The sequence below is a fragment of the Mesorhizobium sp. M0563 genome (genome assembly GCF_040321065.1).
GTDB lineage: Bacteria > Pseudomonadota > Alphaproteobacteria > Rhizobiales > Rhizobiaceae > Mesorhizobium.
Genome location: NZ_JAMYQV010000004.1, coordinates 253,636 through 272,539 on the forward strand (window position 1 = coordinate 253,636; position 18,904 = coordinate 272,539).

The 18,904-nt window shown below is 63.4% G+C and carries 17 protein-coding genes and 1 pseudogene; 12 read left to right on the top strand and 6 right to left on the bottom strand.

From position 1 onward, the window contains the following. Positions 1-72 precede the first annotated feature (72 nt). The gene (locus NKI50_RS08490) at positions 73-1,665 is read left to right on the top strand and encodes a zinc-binding metallopeptidase family protein (protein WP_352641033.1); all 1,593 of its coding nucleotides are present in this window, start codon (positions 73-75) and stop codon (positions 1,663-1,665) included. A 33-nt stretch (positions 1,666-1,698) separates the two neighbouring features. Beyond that, positions 1,699-2,631, top strand: a complete 933-nt coding sequence (locus tag NKI50_RS08495) for a dimethylarginine dimethylaminohydrolase family protein (RefSeq protein WP_023720586.1) — start codon at positions 1,699-1,701, stop codon at positions 2,629-2,631. Positions 2,632-2,711: 80 nt separating this feature from the next. Here NKI50_RS08495 and NKI50_RS08500 read toward each other — a convergent pair whose 3' ends face one another. Beyond that, positions 2,712-3,719, bottom strand: coding sequence for an ornithine cyclodeaminase family protein (locus NKI50_RS08500; RefSeq protein ID WP_352716190.1), 1,008 nt, complete (start codon positions 3,717-3,719; stop codon positions 2,712-2,714). 158 nt (positions 3,720-3,877) lie between these two features. On the opposite strand from NKI50_RS08500, the gene NKI50_RS08505 reads away from it, so the two are divergent. Then, on the top strand, positions 3,878-4,339 hold the full coding sequence (locus NKI50_RS08505; RefSeq protein ID WP_023720584.1) for an Lrp/AsnC family transcriptional regulator: 462 nt from the start codon (positions 3,878-3,880) through the stop codon (positions 4,337-4,339). Positions 4,340-4,445: 106 nt separating this feature from the next. On the opposite strand, the gene NKI50_RS08510 is transcribed toward NKI50_RS08505, so the two are convergent. Both NKI50_RS08510 and NKI50_RS08515 read right to left on the bottom strand, forming a co-directional pair. Then, positions 4,446-4,829, bottom strand: a complete 384-nt coding sequence (locus NKI50_RS08510; RefSeq protein ID WP_023722391.1) for a YybH family protein — start codon at positions 4,827-4,829, stop codon at positions 4,446-4,448. 161 nt (positions 4,830-4,990) lie between these two features. Further along, complete coding sequence (locus NKI50_RS08515; RefSeq protein ID WP_352716193.1) at positions 4,991-5,740, bottom strand: SDR family NAD(P)-dependent oxidoreductase; 750 nt, start codon at positions 5,738-5,740, stop codon at positions 4,991-4,993. 97 nt (positions 5,741-5,837) lie between these two features. Between NKI50_RS08515 and NKI50_RS08520 the strand changes: the two genes are divergently transcribed. After that, on the top strand, positions 5,838-6,731 hold the full coding sequence (locus tag NKI50_RS08520) for a LysR family transcriptional regulator (RefSeq protein ID WP_023722389.1): 894 nt from the start codon (positions 5,838-5,840) through the stop codon (positions 6,729-6,731). A gap of 72 nt (positions 6,732-6,803) precedes the next feature. Here the strand turns inward: NKI50_RS08520 and NKI50_RS08525 are convergent, their stop codons facing one another. Beyond that, complete coding sequence (locus NKI50_RS08525) at positions 6,804-7,235, bottom strand: VOC family protein (protein ID WP_352481717.1); 432 nt, start codon at positions 7,233-7,235, stop codon at positions 6,804-6,806. A 208-nt stretch (positions 7,236-7,443) separates the two neighbouring features. Between NKI50_RS08525 and NKI50_RS08530 the strand changes: the two genes are divergently transcribed. Continuing rightward, the gene (locus tag NKI50_RS08530) at positions 7,444-8,646 is read left to right on the top strand and encodes an MFS transporter (protein WP_352641000.1); all 1,203 of its coding nucleotides are present in this window, start codon (positions 7,444-7,446) and stop codon (positions 8,644-8,646) included. Positions 8,647-8,733: 87 nt separating this feature from the next. On the opposite strand, the gene NKI50_RS08535 is transcribed toward NKI50_RS08530, so the two are convergent. Further along, positions 8,734-9,636, bottom strand: coding sequence for a sigma-70 family RNA polymerase sigma factor (locus tag NKI50_RS08535; protein WP_352494429.1), 903 nt, complete (start codon positions 9,634-9,636; stop codon positions 8,734-8,736). Between the two features lie 207 nt (positions 9,637-9,843). Between NKI50_RS08535 and NKI50_RS08540 the strand changes: the two genes are divergently transcribed. Beyond that, positions 9,844-11,250 (top strand): MFS transporter, encoded by a 1,407-nt coding sequence (locus NKI50_RS08540; protein WP_352716197.1) that lies wholly within the window; start codon positions 9,844-9,846, stop codon positions 11,248-11,250. A 56-nt stretch (positions 11,251-11,306) separates the two neighbouring features. On the opposite strand, the gene NKI50_RS08545 is transcribed toward NKI50_RS08540, so the two are convergent. Continuing rightward, positions 11,307-11,606 (bottom strand): P-loop NTPase family protein, encoded by a 300-nt coding sequence (locus NKI50_RS08545; RefSeq protein WP_352716200.1) that lies wholly within the window; start codon positions 11,604-11,606, stop codon positions 11,307-11,309. Between the two features lie 205 nt (positions 11,607-11,811). Here NKI50_RS08545 and NKI50_RS08550 point away from each other — a divergent pair, with 205 nt between their 5' ends. The 6 genes and pseudogenes from NKI50_RS08550 to NKI50_RS08575 all read left to right on the top strand — a co-directional run. Then, positions 11,812-13,005 carry an acyltransferase family protein gene (locus tag NKI50_RS08550; protein WP_352481688.1) on the top strand — a complete coding sequence of 398 codons (1,194 nt, stop codon included), beginning with the start codon at positions 11,812-11,814 and terminating at the stop codon, positions 13,003-13,005. A gap of 3 nt (positions 13,006-13,008) precedes the next feature. Beyond that, on the top strand, positions 13,009-14,112 hold the full coding sequence (locus NKI50_RS08555) for a glycosyltransferase family 2 protein (protein ID WP_023722381.1): 1,104 nt from the start codon (positions 13,009-13,011) through the stop codon (positions 14,110-14,112). Positions 14,113-14,175: 63 nt separating this feature from the next. After that, the gene (locus NKI50_RS08560; RefSeq protein WP_031195092.1) at positions 14,176-15,147 is read left to right on the top strand and encodes a glycosyltransferase family 2 protein; all 972 of its coding nucleotides are present in this window, start codon (positions 14,176-14,178) and stop codon (positions 15,145-15,147) included. Positions 15,148-15,156: 9 nt separating this feature from the next. Then, positions 15,157-16,941: an ABC transporter ATP-binding protein gene (locus NKI50_RS08565; RefSeq protein WP_502897778.1), complete on the top strand. Its 1,785-nt coding sequence runs from the start codon at positions 15,157-15,159 to the stop codon at positions 16,939-16,941. Between the two features lie 1,085 nt (positions 16,942-18,026). After that, the gene (locus NKI50_RS08570; RefSeq protein ID WP_051409764.1) at positions 18,027-18,245 is read left to right on the top strand and encodes a hypothetical protein; all 219 of its coding nucleotides are present in this window, start codon (positions 18,027-18,029) and stop codon (positions 18,243-18,245) included. A 112-nt stretch (positions 18,246-18,357) separates the two neighbouring features. Beyond that, positions 18,358-18,513 (top strand): annotated as a pseudogene (locus NKI50_RS08575) (SOS response-associated peptidase); the annotation flags it as partial. Positions 18,514-18,904: the final 391 nt, after the last annotated feature.

The window sequence follows — 18,904 nt, forward strand, 5'->3', positions numbered from 1 at the left end:
GTGAACCGAATTTGCATGAGCCGGGAAAACATATCACTTTTTGGCGAGGCGCTTCACTGCTTTCTTTCCGCCATGGAGAAACCGGTGACCTCGGCGCAAGCGACCGCGCTTGCCTGTCTGGACGACATCCAGCCGTCGCTGTCGGCGTGGACGCGGACCATCTTCGACTTCGGCGAGACCGCCTGGCGCGAATACCAGTCGGCCGCCTGGTATGTCGAGCGCCTGAAGCACGAAGGCTTTACCGTTGAAGAGGGCTCTGGCGGCATGCCGACCGCCTTCTGCGCCCACTGGACCAACGGGACCGGCCCGACAATCGGCATGTATGCCGAGTACGACGCGGTGCCTGGCAATTGCCAGGATGCGGCGACGGTGAAGCGACCGCGTCCGGGCCTCGGCGAACAGGCCGGCGGCCACACCGATCCGCATTCCGGGCTCGGCATTGCCAGCCTCGGCGGGCTGCTGGCGACCAAGGCGGCGATGCAGCGCCACGGCATATCGGGCACGCTGCGCTTCACCGGAGAGCCGGCGGAGAAGGTGAGGGGATCGAAGCCGATCCATGCCGCGAAGGGCTATTACGATGGGCTGGCGGGCATGATCTCCTTCCATCCTTTTTACATGCTGCCGCTGTGCAACACGGCGCGCTGGGACACGCATTGCGGTGCGGCCTATGCGATGATCTACCGCTTCATCTGCGACGAGCCGGAACATTGGGCGAGGGCGGCAGGCAACGCGGCGCCGATCCCGCAGGCGCATTCGGCGGTCCGGGCGCCGGGCGCCAACGACGCGCTCATGATGATGTACATGGCCTCGAAGGCGCTACGCGATTCCGTGCTGCCGCATCAGGGCGGCTGGTCGATCAGCGAGGCGATCCTGACGGCGGGGCAGGCGACCGCCGACAATCTGCCGGCCGGGCTGGCCGAGATCCAGTACATGATCCGCGTGCCGACGCTGGCGATGGCCGAGCAGGTCACCGCCGTGCTTGACCGCAATGCGGAAGCCGTCGCGGTGATGGGCGGCTGCCGCTATGAGCGGCACTGGGTGTCGAAGTCGCGGCCGGGGCTCGCCAATCACGTAATGGCTGGCATTGCCTTCGACGCGCTGGCGGCGGTCGGGCCGCCGCGCTGGGACGAGACGGCTAAGGCGATCGCCCGCGAAATCCAGGTCAATGCCGGCGGGGTGGCGAGCGAGGAGCCTTTCATCGAGGAACTGGAACTGCTGATCGAACCTCGCGAGGCAGAAGCGATCCTGCGCCGCGACCTGGCGCCGTCGCAGGTGAATTCGACGTCCGACGACTACACCGACATGTCATGGCATACGCCGACGGCGCGGTTCTATGTCGCTCGCCCGGCATTGCGCTCGGAGAACGGTCACGCCTTTCCGTCCTGGGCGATGAATGCGCTGGGCGGCATTTCTCCCACCATCGACCCGATGGTCATCTGCGCCGCAAAGACGGTCGCGCTGGCAGCACTTCGCCTGTTGGAAGACGAGGCCGCGCGCGACGCGGCGATGGACGAATTCGTCGCCCGCACCGGTGGCGGCATCGGCGGCTCGAACTGGATCGCGCCGCTCTGCGACTACGAGCCGCCAATTGGATTTCGCTGGCCGGAATACATCACCACCCCGCGCGGACGGGACTGGTGGATACCGAGCAACCAAGCCGCATGACTCAACCAAGCCGCCCCTTCACGAGGAGAACCCATGACCGTCCATGACCGCATCGTCACCGAGCCGTTTTCGCTGCAGCGCCGCAACCCGGCCGGCGGCACCAAGAAGCTGACCGCCTGGGGCTTCGCCAACGAGACCGACGTGCTGACCGACGTGCTGCTCGGCTCGCCCAATTTCCTGCGCCATCTCTCGACCAGCTCGCTATCGCGAAAACATCTGCGCGAGGCGCCTTGCAATGTCCAGATCGCGCAGGCGCAGCACAAGGACCTTGTCGCCGCCTATGAGCATTTCGGCGTCAACATCCACTGGCATGAGCCGACGCCGGAACTGCCGATGCAGGTCTATTCACGCGATTCCAGCGTGATGACGCCATATGGCGTCATCATCACCGCGATGGCCAACTGGTGGCGGCGCGGCGAGAACTACGCGGCGATCCGCACCTATGAGAAGCTCGGCATCCCGATCTATGACATGGTCACCGCCGGCACATTCGAAGGCGGCGACTTCAACGTCATCGAGGACGGCGTGGTGCTGATCGGGTGCGGCGGCGCCCGCACGCAGGAGGAGGGCGCCCGCCAGGTCCAGGCCTGGTTCGACAAGGAGGGCTGGGAGACCCGCATCGCGTTCATCGACGAATATTACGTCCATATCGACCTGATGGTGGTGCCGATCGCCGAGAAGCTGACCGCCGTCTGCCTCGCCTGCACGGAGCCGGGCATCGTCGACTGGCTGAAGGGCAAGGGCCACGAGATCATCGACGTGCCGTTCCAGGACACGATGGCGCTCGGCTGCAACTTCATGTCGCTGGGCAAGGACAGGGTGATCGCGCCGACGTCCAGCCAGGCGCTGATCGGCCAGCTCAAGGCACGCGGCTTCGAGGTCGCGGCCATCGATATGAGCGAGATCTCGAAGACCGGCGGCGGCATCCACTGCATGGCACAGGCGCTGAAGCGCGAGCCGGCCTGAGGGGCCGGCCTTTAGCCCCAACGCTCCCACGAAAGCGCCATTGTCAGCAACGTCGAACCCGCCTGGCTCGCGGCACGCGCCTACAGCACGATGAGCTTTCCCTTGCGCAGACGCTTGGCGCAACGATAGGCGAGGTCGGCGGCGACCATGTCTTCCATCGCAATGCCCATCGCCTTGTAGGTGGTGATCTGTTGATTCGAAACGCGACCCGGCGCGCGGTCGAGCAGCATGGCGCCAAGCTCGGTGCCGAAATCCGGGTCGAAGCCGGCAAGCTCGCAAGAACCGACCGGGGTCGGTTTGAACGCATCCTTGGTTTCGACAAAAAGACTGGATTTGCCGATGAGCTCGATCGGCATTTCTCCGCCGGGCGGCGCCACCCCGACCGACGAGACATGCGTGCCCGGCTGGACCCAGCCTGCGTCGATCACCGGCTGGTAGGAGTGGGTCGCCAGGCACACCACGTCCGAACTGCGCACTGCCGCCTCGAGGTCGGCGACCGCCACCACCGACGGATGCAGCCGGGCAAGCGCTACCGCATCGTCGAAGCTCTTCGAAGCGACCCGGATTTCGGCAAAGTCGCGCACCAGCGGCAACAGATGCAGGTGCTGGTTGGCCTGCACGCCGGCGCCGATCACTGTCGCTATCCTGGCATCCCGGCGGGCAAGCGCGCGCACCGACAGCACGGCGGAGCCGGAGGTTCGCACCGCGGTTATGAAGGTGCCGTCCATGATGCAGACCGGCAGGCCGGACAGCGGATCGAACAGGCTGATGGTGGCGAGATGGCTGGGCAGGTTCTTGGCCAGGTTGCCTTCGAAGACATTGACGATCTTGACGGTCAGGTTCATGTCCTCCATCCAGGCCGGCATGGCGAGGCTGTAGCCGGCTCCGGGGATGTCGAGCTGTGGTCGGGGTGGATTGACGACCTTACCTTGTGACAGCGCCTTGAAGCCGTCTTCCAGAACGTCGAGAAGCTGGCTGAGGTCGATGCACGCCATCACGTCGGCTTCGCTCAGCACCAGGATCTCGGTCGCTCCCTTGCTGATTTCCGCCGCACTCTTGCCGGCTGGGCTGCACGCTTCCTTGGTCATCCTGCACTCCTGTGTTCGTCGAAATCGGCTCACCACATCTGCTTTGAGTGGGTGAGGGAAGCGCAGGCTATTGCGAGGTTTTATGTGATGAAATACGTTGATTTTGGCATCTGTGCGTGAATTAAGCACACAAATCCCTGAGATAGAGTGGATTGTGAATGGACGATCTCGACCAGATAGACCGCAGCCTGCTCCGGCTGCTGCAGGAGGATGGGCGCCGGACGACGCTTGATCTTGCCGGGCGTGTCGGGCTGTCGCCGACCGGAACCAGCCAGCGGGTGAAGCGCCTGTTCCGCGACGGGTTCATCACCGCGGTCAGGGCTATGCTCGATCCGCGCAAGGTCGGCAGGGGAACGCTGGTGTTCATCGAGGTCAGGCTTGACCACACGGCGCCGCATGTCTTTGACCGCTTCGCCGAAGCCGTGGCGAAAGCTCCGGAGGTTCTGGAGTGCCATATGGTGGTTGGCGGTTTCGATTATCTGGTCAAGGCGCGGATCGCTGAAATGGCGGTGTTCCAGGATTTCCTGCAGCGGGTCATCCTGCCTCTGCCCGGCGTGCGCGAAACGCACACTTTCGCCTCCATCGCCGATGTCAAGCCGAACGCCCTCTTGCCGGTGTAATCAGATGGAGGAGGGGAATGCTGTTCAGGGCGACGTTGAACGCATCTTCGCCACCTTGTCGCTCCCCCTAGCGCGCCTCCTGGTGCAGAGATGCCGGAGACCGGCTCTAGCCTTGCAGGGTCAGCAGGTTAGCGTCGCGCGCGAGCCGCCACTCACCATCTGGCTCCTTACGCAGGAGCGTCAGCGCATATCCCGATCGATGGACCGGCTCGCCATTCGGCGGGGTCGCGGTCATGTCGATGCGGCTGCGGATGAAGGCCCAATTGCCGAGAAGCTGTAGTTCCACGATATCGCTCGTGCCGTCGATATGAACGCCGGCCGTCTCCTGCGCGGCCGCCGCGAAGATCTCCTTGTCGAAGGGTTCCCGGCCGGGAACCATGAAGATCGCATCGTCCGTCATCAAGCTGAGGACAGTCGCGATGTCTCCACGCTTACTCGCATCCATCCACGTCTCGACCAGCTTTCGGATTGCTGTTTCGTCGCCCGTCATCCGTTACCTCCCTGGCATCTCGCCGTCATCGATAGCGCACGGCGCTTCCCCCTCGCTGAAACATAGGGCTTAGATCGCTGTCGTCATCGATTGCGGTGGTCCTCGACGTCGCGCGGCGTGGGGCATGGTCCGTGAAACGGCAGGTCCGCGCCCCTCCATGCCTATCGCCAGCCGCCCGAGGCGGTGATGCGCTCGCCGGTCAGCCATGACGCCTCGTCGGAGGCGAGGAACACCGCGACGCGGGCGACGTCATCGGGCAGGCCGAAGCGACCGAGCGGGGTCATGGCGATAATCTGCTTCTCGAATTCGCTGCCGACGATGCCGATGCGCGCGAGGCCTTCGGTATCGATGCCGCCGGGCGCGATCGCGTTGACGCGGATGTTGCGTGCGCCGAGCTCCCGCGACATCGACAGCGTGATCGTGTCCACCGCTCCCTTGGTGGCGGCGTAGACGAGCGAGTTCGGCTGCGGATTGCGGCTGGCAACCGAGCTTATGTTGATGATGCTGCCGCCGCCCGGGCCAAAATGGCTCACTGCTGCTTGCGTGGTCAGAATGATGCCGAACACATTGGTGTCGAACTCACGGTGGAACTCGGCCTCGGTAACCGCTTCCAGCGGCTCGAACGCGAAGACGCCGGCATTGTTGACCAGGATGTCGAGCCCGCCAAACTCCGATTTCGCCGCCTCGAACAGGCGGCGCACGTCGGCCGCTTGCGACACGTCGCCCTGGACGGTGACGGCGCGGCCGCCACGGTCCTCGATCTCGGCGACGACGCGGTCGGCGCCTTCCTGTGACGAGGCGTAGTTGACGACCACCGCGGCGCCGGCCGTGGCAAGACCCTTGGCGATGGCAGCGCCGATACCCTTGGAGGCGCCGGTGACGATGGCGACCTTGCCGTTCAGCTTGCTCATCAAATCTCTCCTTTGTCGATGATGAGCGGTATTTAATGATGATCAGAAATCGTATTAGGATCATCATGATCCATTCTTTCGTGCCTGGAATTCCGGAATGACCACCATCCTCGAAAAGACCGCCGGTCTCGTCGCCTTCGTCCGCACGGTCGATGCCGGCTCGTTCCATGCCGCCAGCCGGCTGGTCGGCTCCAGCCCATCGGCGGTGTCGAAAAGCGTGGCGCGGCTCGAGCGGCGGCTGGGCGTCAGGCTGATCAAGCGCTCGACGCGCCGGCTCGGGCTGACCAGTGAAGGCATCGCTTATTACGAGCGCGTGGCGCCGCTGCTCAGGGCGCTGGACGATGCCGAAGACATCGTCCAGCTGGCCGATACAGCGCGCGGCCTGCTGCGCGTCACAGCGCCGGTCGAACTCGGCCGCGGCCTGATCGCGGCATGGGCGCAGGCGTTCCTTTCGCGGCATGGCGCAGTCAAACTAGAGCTCAGCGTCACCGACCGCCACGCCGACCTGATCCGCGAAGGCTATGACGTTGCAGTGCGCATGGGGCAGCTCTCGGACACCGGGCTCATCGCGCGCAAGATCGCCAATCTGCCGATCGTGCTGGTGGCCTCACCGGCCTATGTCGAGCGGCGCGGCCGTCCGGCATCGGTCGAGGATTTACCGAACCACGAATTCGTCCGCTACCAGATGGCCGGCCGGCCCTATCCCGTCACTTTTGCCGACGGTACGATGATCGTGCCGGACGGACGGCTCGATACCGATGATGGTGGTGCCATCCGCAATGCGGCACTTGCCGGCGCCGGCATCGCGCATCTGATGCGGTTTGCCGTGCAGGACGATCTCGACACGGGCCGCCTGGTCCGCATCCTGCCCGAGGTGGCGATGCCGACCATGCCGGTGTACATCGTCCATGCGTATGGGCGACAGCTACCCGTCCGGGCGCGGCTGTTCGTCGACTTCCTGGCGGGCCAGATGGCGGCGCTGATGCGATAGCGCAGGGCGGAATGACCTCCGCAGCCGATCCGACGCCGTCGCAAGCAAGATTCTTGCCCCATCACCCGATCTTCAGAACGCAATCTTCACTGACTCGGCGCTGCGGTTGGCCGGGCCGTGGTGGACGGCCTCGATATTGTTGCCGTCGGGATCGAGCAGGAAGGCGGCGTAGTAGCCGGGATGGTAGTGCTGCCGCTCGCCCGGTGCGCCATTGTCCGTGCCGCCGCCATCGAGGCCGCCCCTGTAGAAGGCGTCGACCATGGCGCGGTCCTTTGCCTGGAAGGCAAGGTGGTGGCGCCCCGTCAGCTTTCCCTGGGCTGCCGGGCTGTCGGGGCTGGAAATGAACAGCTCGTCGGCCCAGAAATAATCCTCGGCGCTGCCGCCGATCGGAATATCGAGCACCTTGAAAACCGCCTCGTAGAAGCGGCGGCTGGTCTTGAGATCCCTGACCACCAGCTGGACGTGGTCGATGAGACGGCCGCGATGAAGTTCCATGCCTGTCAGCTCCTGATCGCCAGGTTGAAAATCTAGCTCAGGACGGTGCACGGTCAATGCAATGGAGCAATTGAGCGGCGCAATTTCTTGACTGGATAAAAAATGCAACCAGATTGTCGGATTCAAAACGTCTCCAACGTCCTTCGGACGCAAGCGGCTCGGCGAAGCTCGAAAAGGTCGTGCCGTATCAACGCTTCCGGCATGGGAGAAAAGTGAAATGAGCCTTCCCTATCGTTGGGTTATCGTCGCGGCTGGCGCGCTGATGACCTGTGTCGCCCTCGGGGCGATGTTCTCGCTGGCGATCTTCCTCGAACCGATGGCGCTCGACACACAATGGTCGCGCGCCGGCATATCGAGTGCGATGACGCTGAACTTCCTGGTAATGGGCCTCGGCGGCTTCGCCTGGGGCGCCATTTACGACCGCTTCGGCGCTCGCATCGTCGTCATGACCGGCGCCGTATTGCTTGGCCTGGCGCTGGTCCTGGCCAGCTGCACCGGCTCGCTGCTCGTTTTCCAGCTGACCTATGGCGTGCTCGTCGGCCTCGCGGCAAGCGCCTTCTTCGCGCCGATGATCGCGCTGACCTCCGCCTGGTTCGACACGAACCGCAGCCTCGCGGTCTCGCTGGTCTCGGCCGGCATGGGCGTAGCGCCAATGACCATCTCGCCCTTCGCGCGCTGGCTGATTTCGGCCTATGACTGGCGCACGGCGATGTTCGATATCGGCATAACCGCGTGGATGCTGCTACTGCCGGCCGCGCTTCTGGTGCGCCAGCCGCCCCAGCCCGCTGCCGACGGCGCTGCCCCAACCGTTGCCGCCGAGGGTGCCGGCATGACGGTTCCGCAGGCGCTGCGCTCGCCGCAATTCATCGTGTTGGGACTGACCTTCTTTGCCTGCTGCGCAGCGCATTCGGGGCCGATCTTCCATATGGTGAGCTATGCGATGCTGTGCGGCATAGCGCCGATGGCGGCGGTCAGCATCTACAGCATCGAGGGCCTGGCAGGGCTGGGTGGCCGGCTGCTTTACGGCGTGCTTGCCGATCGGCTGGGCGTCAAGCCGGTGCTGATCACCGGGCTGGCCATACAGGCGGTGGTCATCGCCGCCTATCTGGCGGTCAGCGAGCTTGGTCAATTCTACACGCTCGCCGTCATCTTCGGCGCCACCTATGGCGGTGTCATGCCGCTCTATGCGGTGCTGGCGCGCGAATATTTCGGCCAGCGCATCCTCGGCACGGTGTTCGGTGCCGTAACCATGCTGTCCAGCCTCGGCATGGCTTTCGGCCCGCTCGCCGGCGGCATGGTGTTCGATGCCTATGCCAGCTATTCCTGGCTGTTCATCGGCTCGGCCCTTGTCGGGCTTGGCGCGATGGCGATTGCGATCGCCTTCCCGCCGCTGCCGCGCCGGGAGTTGCAACCGGCTTAAAGCCGGATCAGCAGAAAAGGGCGGCCGCTTGGATGGCAAGCGGCCGCGATCTGGCAGTGCTTGTTCGGCATTATGAAAAGCGAATTGCTATGGCCGCAGAGGCACCACCTCGGCGCCGTCAAGCGTGTAGCGCGCGTAGCGGAAATCGCGAATTCTCGCCAATCTGTCGCCCGCCCATTCCAGCAGGATAAAGTATCTTGGCCCTCCGGCCGAGTCGTCCGGATCGATCACCAGAATGGCTGGGTGCCGATCCACCAGGCCCGGAAGCAGCCGCCAGTCGTGGATACCCGCGTAATTGTGGAAGTACCGGCCCACTTTCGTGCGGCCGCTCGCCCGGAGCCGGTTGACGAGGTCAAGCCGCACGTCCTCGGCCAGCATGTCGCGGATCGCATCGAAGTCGCGGGCGTTGAACCGCTCTACATAGGCTGCCAGACGCGCCCGCTCGGGCTCGGCCAACACCGGCACAGGCCGATCGTCAGGCTCGCCGGCGACTTCGCGCAGGCGCAGACGGCCGCGATGCAGTGCGGCTTTCACCGCCGGAACACTGCTGTCGATAATGTTGCCGATCTCTTCGATCGTATAGCCGAGCACATCCATGAGAATGACGCTGCTACGCTGCGCCGCGGGCAGGCGCATGAAGGTCTGCAGGCTTGCGGCCGCAGTGTGCCGGCCCTCGGCCGACATGCCGGGGTCAGGTATCATATCGATATCCTCGACGACATGCGCGGCATCCAACCTGGTACGGCGGCGTAGGTGGTCGAGTGCTGCATTATGCGCGATGCGGAACAGCCAGCCCTCGACATTGGCTATCGGCCCGGTCCCGGGGAACGCCTCGAGCGCCTTCACCGTAGCTTCCTGGACGACATCCTCGGCATCGATCACCGAACCGGTCATGCGGGCACAATAGCGATGCAGTTTCGGCCGCAATTCGCCGAGCAGCCGGTCAAATGGCTCCCGTCCTTCTGGCGCACCGGATGCGGATCCGGTCATCGCACAAGGATCGATTTCATTGCGTATCTCCCAGGGCAGGCGCGCCCGCCATCAGGCGCAGCGTCTTATAGACGCTCGACGATGGCAAAAGGATTCGGTCGAAAAAAACTTTCTTTAGCTGGAATCCTTTGGTGGTGCCTCCGCGTCTCTGGATCATGGGACCGCGAGACTGGTGGGCCATCTGTTCAAGCCGGAGGCGCCATAATCATGAGCAAGCAAAGTGCGGGATCAACGAAGGTCTGGGTTCTCGCCCTCACGTCGATAGGCTCCTTGATGGTCGTTCTCGATGCGATGGTCGTGGCGACCGCATTGAGCACGATGCGGGTCGAACTCGATGCCTCGCTGGAGACGCTGCAATGGACGATGAACGCCTATAATTTGAGCTTTGCCGTCCTGCTCATGACCGGGGCTGCGCTCGGTGACCGGTTCGGCCGCCGCCGTACGCTCGTTGCCGGATTGGCGTTGTTCATCGCAGCGTCGGTTGCCTGCGCGCTCGCTGGAAATGCCGGATTGCTGATTGCGGCCCGTGCGGTTCAGGGCGCGGGTGCCGCAATGGTCATGCCGCTGGCCATGGCGCTGCTGAGCGTCGCTTTTCCCCCGGAGGAACGAGGCAAGGCGCTGGGCTTCTTTAGCAGCATCACCGGCCTGGCCCTGATCATCGGTCCGATGGCGGGCGGGGCGATCTCCGAAGGCCTCTCCTGGCACTGGATCTTCTGGCTCAATGTTCCGGTCGGCATCGTTCTCATCCCGCTGGTGATGCGTCGGATTCCGGAGAGTCACGGGCCGGGTACGGCAATCGATGTCCTCGGCGTCGCCCTGGTGACTGCGGCGGCATTTGGAGTGGTCTGGGGTCTGATGCGCGGCAACATCGTGGGCTGGAGCAGCTCTGAAGTGCTGTCGGCGCTGACGGCCGGGCTGCTTCTGGCCATCGCATTCGTCCTTTGGCAGCTGCGTACCCGTGAGCCCATGCTGCCTTTGCGGTTCTTTCAGGCGCGCGCATTCTCCTCGGGCGTCGGCGCGAATTTCCTGCTTTGCGCCGCCATGTACGGCCTCGTATTCCTGCTGCCGCAGTTTCTGCAGTTTGCCCAGAGCCGTGGGCCGCTCGGCGCCGGCATGGGTTTGCTGCCCTGGACCGCCACGCTTTTCGTGGTCGCACCGATCGCCGGCAGCCTGATCAACCGCGTCGGCGAGCGCTGGCTTGTCGTGGCCGGATTGATCCTGCAAGCGGCTGGAATGGCCTGGCTGGCGCAGATCGCAGCACCTGATCTGCCCTACATCCAGCTAGTCGCGCCCCTGATCATTACCGGTGCCGGCGTGTCGATGGCCATGCCTGCCGCGCAGAATGCGGTCCTCAATGCGGTCGCGCGGCCGGAGGTCGGCAAGGCTGCCGGCACGTTCAATACATTCCGCTTTCTGGGCGGCGTATCCGGGATCGCGATCGCCGGTGCGGTGTTCGCCGGCACTGGAAGCTTCTCGTCCACCGACGCGTTCAGCGATGGCTTCACCGCGGCAATCGACGTCTCCGCGCTGCTCTCGCTCGCCGGCGCGCTCGTCGGAATGGGGCTTCCGGAGCGTCGCACAGTGGCGCTCGCGAATGCCGGCAAGGAGGCGTAATTGTCGCTCGGAGGCGGGAAGCTCGCGCGAAGCGGGTCCCCGCTTCAAAACGCCTTCTACTGCCCGGCGGATGCGAGGGTGCCGCTCGCCATGAGGCCCCACAACTGGTCGGCGCTCAAGTGCCTGGCGGATCCGTCATAGGCCACGCGTCCGAGGCTGAGAACCACGATCCTGTCGGCCAGCGCCCGCACCGTGGCGAGATCGTGTGTGACGAGGCTGACGCCAGTGCCGCTGGCGGCGATCGAACGGATCAGCTTCACGCGTTCCGTGATGGCGGCGAACATGCTGCATCGCAGCACCCTGCCGCCGATATCGACGGGCCAAGGCAGCGCGCGAAAATCGTCAAAAATGGACAATTCGGGCTGGTTCCCGCTGTTTTTTGGCTTTTATTAGCCGCGCCTCACGTTCCTGTTTCAAATATGTCAACTTTTTGTGTTGCGTTGCACAATGGTGGCGCCTTATCCTGCGTGAGGGGGGCGCTTCCGATTGGAAATGCGCCGTGAACGACGCCGCTATGTTGACCGATTGGCAGTTTCGCCGTCCCGCCGGCGCACGCCGCTAATGGGAAATGCGCGCGACACCCAATTGGACGCGCTGAGGGCCATCGCCGTGACGATGGTGCTGTACGCACACTTCTTCGCGGCCGGAGGATCCTCGTTCTGGGGCCATATCGGCGTACGTCTGTTCTTCGTGCTGAGCGGCTTTCTGATTACCCGCCTGCTGCTCGAAGCCCGCTCGGCCGCCGAATTCGAAACCGGACCGGCGCTGAGATCCTTCTATATCAGGCGGGCGCTGCGGATATTCCCGCCCTATTTCGCCGTGCTGGGTTTCGTCTGGCTTACGGACATGGAGCAGTCGAGAGGATCGCTGGCCTGGCACGCGCTCTATCTGTCGAATTTCTGGTACGCAGCGCAGAATGAATGGACGCCCTGGCTGCTCTGCCATTTCTGGAGCCTGAGCATCGAGGAGCAGTTCTATATCGCCTGGCCGTTGATCGTGCTGCTGGCGCCGCGCCGGCGCCTCGAAGCGATCTGTATCGCCGTTATCGGGCTGTCGCTGGCCTACCGGTTTTATTGGCCGATCGCGGGAACACCCGGTTTGTCGCGCGACCTGCTGCCGCCGGCGTCGATGGACGCGCTGGCGTCAGGGGCGCTGCTTGCCGCTTACCGGTCAAGATCCGCTGGCCTGCCGCAATGGCTTCGAGCTGGCTGGCCGTGGCTCGCCGCGGCGTTTTTCGTTCTGCAGTGGTTTGCGCCGGCGCCGGCAAATCCGCTGCAGGAATGGGGCCTCTGGCTGCTGTTGCAGATCCTGCCTCTCGTGCCGCTGGTGGTCATCGTTGCAAGCTGTTCGACAGGCGTTGGTGGCTATATCGGAAAAGGTCTCGAACTGCCGCCGCTGCTTGGCCTTGGCCGCATCAGCTACGGCGTTTATCTCTACCATCCGATAGTGCTGTCGCTCGTCGTCAAATCGCAGCCCTGGATTCCGCTCAACGTCTCGGAACAAGGGCCGGGACGGTTCCTGGTGGCGGGAACGGTGACGCTCATGCTGGCGTCGGTTTCATGGCTGCTTTTCGAGAAGCCGCTCAACAGCCTAAAGCGCCACTTCCCCTATGTTGCCCGGAGAGGCCGAGCCGGCTTCCCGACAGGCATCGATACGACCAACAGCGGTTGGCTCGCGGCAGGAGCATATCCGAGCAGGCCGCTTGATGGCGCATCGCGCTTGCCACGCAAGTTGCAACGAAGCGGTCGGGGCTGACCAATGGCTGCTCCCTTAGTCTCCGTTCTGCTGCCGACCTACAATGCGGGACCTTATCTTGCCGCTGCGCTGGGTAGCATCCTGCGCCAGGATTACGATCGTCTGGAGGTCATCGCCATCGATGATGGCTCGACCGACAACTCACTGCAGATCCTACAGAAATACCGCCAGGCCGACAATCGCATCTCGATCATCTCACGCGAAAACCGTGGCCTGATTGCAACTTTGAACGAAGGCCTGGCCATGGCCCGCGGCGATCTGGTCGCCAGGATGGACGCCGACGATGTCGCCTATCCCCGGCGCCTGTCGCGACAGGTCGCGCTGTTCAACCAGCAGCCTGACCTCGCGCTGTGCGGCGCGGGTTTCGACACCTTGCTCGGCAACCGCATCGTCAGGGGTTCGCCCGATCCGATATTCCAGGACAATAGCCTGCGCATCTTGTCGATGTTCTTCACGATCTGCATGCATTCCACGGTCGTCTACAACAGGAAGGTCATCGAAGAGAGCGTTCTATTTTATAACGAAAGGTACAAGCACGCCGAAGACTTCGACCTGTTCAGGCGGCTGACCGACCGCTACCCGGCGGCCATGATCCCCGAAAGCCTGATCGCCTATCGTATCCATGACGACAGCGTGACCAACAGGCACAAGCGCGAAATGCGCAGGACGCATTTGAAGATCGTCGCCGAGAACCTCGAGCGCGAGGGGCTCGCGGAAGAGACGCAAGACCTCCGCGACATCGGTGAGGTCCTGTCGATGGGCACGGTTCGCCGTGCCGCCGAGTGGATCCTTGCGCTGGAAGAAAGGATTGCCGCGCTGCCGGCCGAGGCGAGGCCGAGCTACCAGGCCGGCACGCTGAACCTGTTCTACTTCCTCTATCAGCTCATATCGGGAGAAAGACAGCCGTTGCTGATGCACGAATTCCTGACGCGGACCGCGAAATGGAAGCTCATCCGGCGCCGCGAGCAGTACGTGTTTCGCACCGGTGCCTTCGCGCCGCGCTTCAGTCTCGCCTCGATGTCGGTCACCAGGCAGGTGGATGCCCTGTCGCGGTATCTGCAATCCGTGCCGGCCGCGGCGGTTTTGCCTTCGAACCAGTTGAGCTAGCAACGCATGTTCGTCAAATCGCACCAGCTCCAGCAGCGCGGCCACTCGACGGTGCCGGCGGCCATGTCGCCGCGGCCGCAGCATGGACCGGCGCCGGCGGTCAGCTTCATCGTCTGCACACGCGACCGCGTCGCCGTGCTCGAGCCCTGTATCAGGTCGATCCAGGCCGCGTGTCGTGCCCATGCCGACTTTGCCGCCGAGCTGGTGGTTGTCGACAACGGCTCGACCGACAGCACCGCCAAACGGCTGGCCAGCATCGCCGAACTGTCGGACATCCCGTTCACCGCTATTCGCGAACCACGACCTGGACTGGCGGCCGCGCGCAACGCCGGGCTGGAGCGGGCGCGGGGCCGCGTGCTCGTCTTCGTCGACGACGATTGCGCAGTCCACAAGGATTATCTGCACGATCTGCAACGGCACTATTCGGCCGGCGAACGGGTCATCCGTGGTGGCCGCGTCGAGATCGGCGATCCCCGCGACCTGCCGTTCACCATCAAGCGGTCGCCGGTGCGCGCGCGGCTTACGCCGGATGTCCATCCCGGTGGCTTCGTGCTTGGCTGCAACATGACGATGCACCGTGATGTTGCAGCCCGCATCGGCCGTTTCGACGAACGGTTCGGCGCCGGCGGCCCGCTGCGCTCCGCCGAGGATACGGACTATCTCGTGCGGGCGGTGCTGCTTGGGATTCCGGTCGAATATGTGCCCGACATGACCATCTATCACCATCACGGCCGACGCGACCGCAAAGCCATCGAAAAGCTGCATCGCGACTACAGCATGGGCAATGGCGGGCTTTGCCTGAAACATATCCGCCACGCGCCGTGGCTGCTTCGCCATTTCTACTGGTCGATGAGGGCGGCCTTGCGCGAACTGAGGAAAGGCCCTCTGTTCGACCGTGAACTCAAGCTGTCGCACTGGCCGATCATCGGCATGAATCTGCTCGGCGCGGCCAAGTTCGCGGTGCTTTCGCTGGTGAAATCGCCGCAGCCGGCGCAAATGCGACAGGAGCAACAGGCAAATGCCGAGGCGAGGTGATCCATCATCATGCGATTGATGCCGCCCAGCCTGCCGATGCTGCGCCGCGCGCTCGGGCAAAAGCAGTTGCGCCTGCTTCCGGCCGTGGTGGTGCTCGGGCTGCTCAGTGCGGCGCTTGAGGGGTTCGGCATCGGCCTGATCATCCCGTTGCTGAACATAATCATGGGGCAGGGGCAGACCGGCATGGCTGGCTTTTCCGCCGTCTTCCAGCATGTCGGATCCAGCCTGAGCGAGCGCGACCGGCTGATCGTCATATCCGTCGCCATCCTCGGCTCGATCGTGCTCAAGAACCTGTTCGCCTACGCCAACACGCTGCTGACCACCTTCATCTATGGCAAGGCCAGCCATTCGATCCGCAGCGCGCTGTCGGAGCAGTTGCTTAGGGTAGGCTACCCGTTCTTTCTGCAGCAAAGCCCCGGACGGCTGCTCAACATCATCTCCAACGAATCCTGGCGCGCCTCCGATGCCATCCAGATCACGCTCGGAGCAATCGTCAACGCATCGGCCGCGATCATCCTGCTGACCTTCCTGCTGCTCCTGTCGTGGCAGATGACGCTGCTGGTCACGCTGGGCCTGGCGCTGGTCCAGGTCGCGCACGCCATGCTGTCCGCCAATCTGAAGGCGCCGAGCCGCAGCGTCGCCTCCCGCAACAGCCAACTCGCATCGCAGATGCTGCATCTGGTGCATGCCGGGCGGCTGATCCGCATCTTCGGCCAGGAGCAACGAGAGAAGGCGGCATTCGACCAGGCATCGGATGCGGTGCGCCGGGCGGCGTTCGTGCTTTTGACACGTCAGGGAGCGTTGCCGCCGCTGACCGAGGTTCTGCACGCCATGCTGTTCCTGGCGGTGGTGATCGGCGCCTGGTTGGCGAATGTCAGCTTCCCGCTGATCGTCGCCTTCGTCATCCTGCTCTACAGGCTGCAGCCCTATATGCGGTCGCTGCAAATGGCCTGGAGCCAACTGCAGGGCCTGAGCGGATCGCTTGAAGAGGTGGCGTGGATGCTGGACTCGTCCGATAAGCCCCAGCCGCCGCAGGGAAATGCAGCGTTCCCCGGTCTCAGCCACGGCATCAAGTTCGAAGACGTCACCTTTACCTATTCCGGTTCGGAGCAGCGCGCGGTGGTGCTGCATGCGGCGAGTTTCGATATAAGCAGCGGCCGCTCGACCGCGCTGATCGGTCGCTCGGGCGCCGGCAAGACGACGATCGTCAATCTTTTGTGCCGCTTCGTCGAACCGGATAGCGGCAGAATCCTTGTCGATGGATCGCCGCTGGATCGCATCGACCCCAGCCAATGGCGAAAGCACATCGCGCTCGCCAGCCAGGAGCTGGAGCTGGTCGACGGCACGATTTTCGACAACATCATCTACGGCCAGGACGCCGCCTCGGCCGACGACGCCGAGCGCGCGGCAAAACTGGCCGAAGCGCATGGCTTCATCGAGCAACTGCCGCAAGGCTACAGGACCGTCGTCGGCTACCGCGGCGTTAACCTTTCAGCCGGACAGCGGCAGCGGATCGCGCTGGCCAGAGCCCTGGTGCGCGATCCCGATATCCTCATCCTCGACGAAGCCACCAATGCAGTGGACGGGCTGTCGGAAGCAGCAATCGTCGAGACGCTCAAGTCGCGCGCCGGCCGTCGCACCACCATCGTCATCAGCCATCACCGCAGCACCATCTCGTTCTGCGACGACGTCGTCATCCTGAGCCACGGCCGCGTGAAAAAGCAGGCGCCGTTCGCCGCGCTGGCGACGCTCAGCATGGATGAGCTTTACCAGCACGAGGTGCTGGAGGGCTGAGGGCGACCCCCGCTGCGTGCGCGCGCTGGGAGGTCGTCTCGGATGTCAAGCCAGGTCAAGCATCTCAGAGCGAGGAGCCCTCCGCCATGCCTCTCTGCAGAATTTCTGGGATGATGAGTGATCCCGAGCTTACCCGCTTTCGATCTGGAGCGTACAGAACCAAGGGTCCGCCTGCCAAATCCATCAATGGCAGGCGGACCCTAATCAGCGCATGAAGGGACTGATTCTGCGCCGATCTCTCCTCGAGGAGGTGACGCCATCAACTGAAGACGGCCGCAGTTGTTCCCGACGCCGGCCGTACACGAGACCATTGCGCAGGCAGGTCAGACTTAGGTCCTATAAACGCGCATCGCTGGCTGTGAGTGAACATCGGATCGGCTCGGCGGTAGCGAAGCTTCGGCCGGAGGTCGACGCAGTCATTGGTTCCGGGGGCATGACCGGCTCGGCGCTGATCATGGGCGGCGATCGATCCCGCACGACTGCTGCGGAGGGGTGCTTGCATTCCTGCGGAATACGCATCCACCGGCGCCAAGTGAAGTTCTCCAAGCGGTACGGGCTCAGCGGTCGTCAAGCTGTTGCTAATATGCAGCACAGGCAGCGCTCTATGAACAGCGTCGCTTGGAACCGCTACCTCCGACCAACCGTTAGTGTCACAATGACGAACCAAAAAGTGAGGCTGACGATGGACCCGCTGCAAAACAACACGTTGGAGATCTGGTGTCTTGCGGCTGTTCCGCTGTCACTGCTCCTTACGGTGTTATTAGCCGGATTTATTCTTTAGCTGACCCAACGAGGCCGGCTTTGCGGACCGGGCCAGGAAGATGAAAATGACGGCCATTAGGCAGGGTAGGGGTCGCGGACACCCCGTGGCACCAGGCCGTGGCTGCCTTTTCCAACGTGCCCCCATAATCGGCTCTTTCGAGCGGTCCGGCTCGCGGCGATTGCTCGCGGCGCCGTGGCGAGGGCGAGCATCCGAGCTCGTACGTTTTTTACACAATCTCTGATTGGTGGACTCGCCCGACGCCATCGACGTTAATTTTGCGTTAGGGACAGGAGGGGGGAAGATCGCTAACGGGAGGAAGAAAATGAAAGAAAACTACGATCTGACGATCGACTACGACGACGTGCCTTACGACAACAAGCCTTACGATCTAGCCACATTCGCAAGGAAGCACGGGCTCAACATTCGAGCCGCCGAGCTTCTTCTTTTCGCCAAGGGCCCGTCTCGAGCGGCCTGCGATGCCGCGGCGAGGGCTTTTCTGGCGGCAGTCGCCGCACAAGCTATGAGACAATCGGCGCGGTAGGTCTCACACAGCCATTGCTGACACGGCCTGCCGTGTCAGCAACCTAACGGACAGCGCTGGAAATTCCGGGCCGTTTCCAACAAGATGCGTGAGCATCCGGGAGCGGCCTGAAATGTGCAATCTCTACAACATCACGACCAGCCAGGAGGCCATCCGCCAGTGGACCCGCGCCTTCCGCGACATCCTCGGCAATCTCGAACCCTCCATCGACATCTATCCCAACCAGCCCGGCCCGGTGGTGCGCAACGCGCCGGACGGCGAACGCGAATTCAATTCGCCCTTGACATTTTTGTTCCCGTTTTGTTCAATTTGGCCAGAAACTAGTGGAGGCATCGCCCACATTGCAAGCGAACGCTTCGTCACTGAAAGGTTTATGCCGCTTGCGCGAGGTGCATCAGGTACGGTTCTGAACAATTTGCATACCGTGCTAAAATCCGCGGGCGACCGCGATGGGCGTCGTTACCTGCTTCTGGACGCACCATGTTCTCGTAAACTGTCCGGCGCAGAGATGCGTGGCCGCCGTCTTCGCAGGCTCAGGTTCCGTCAGGCATCCGGCGCGGCTGCCTGGCAAGCGACAACACGCCCAACGCCGCCTCAATGCTTCTTGAAATACTGCACCTCACGTTCGTGCTTCTCCGCAGCCTCGCGGCTGTCAAACG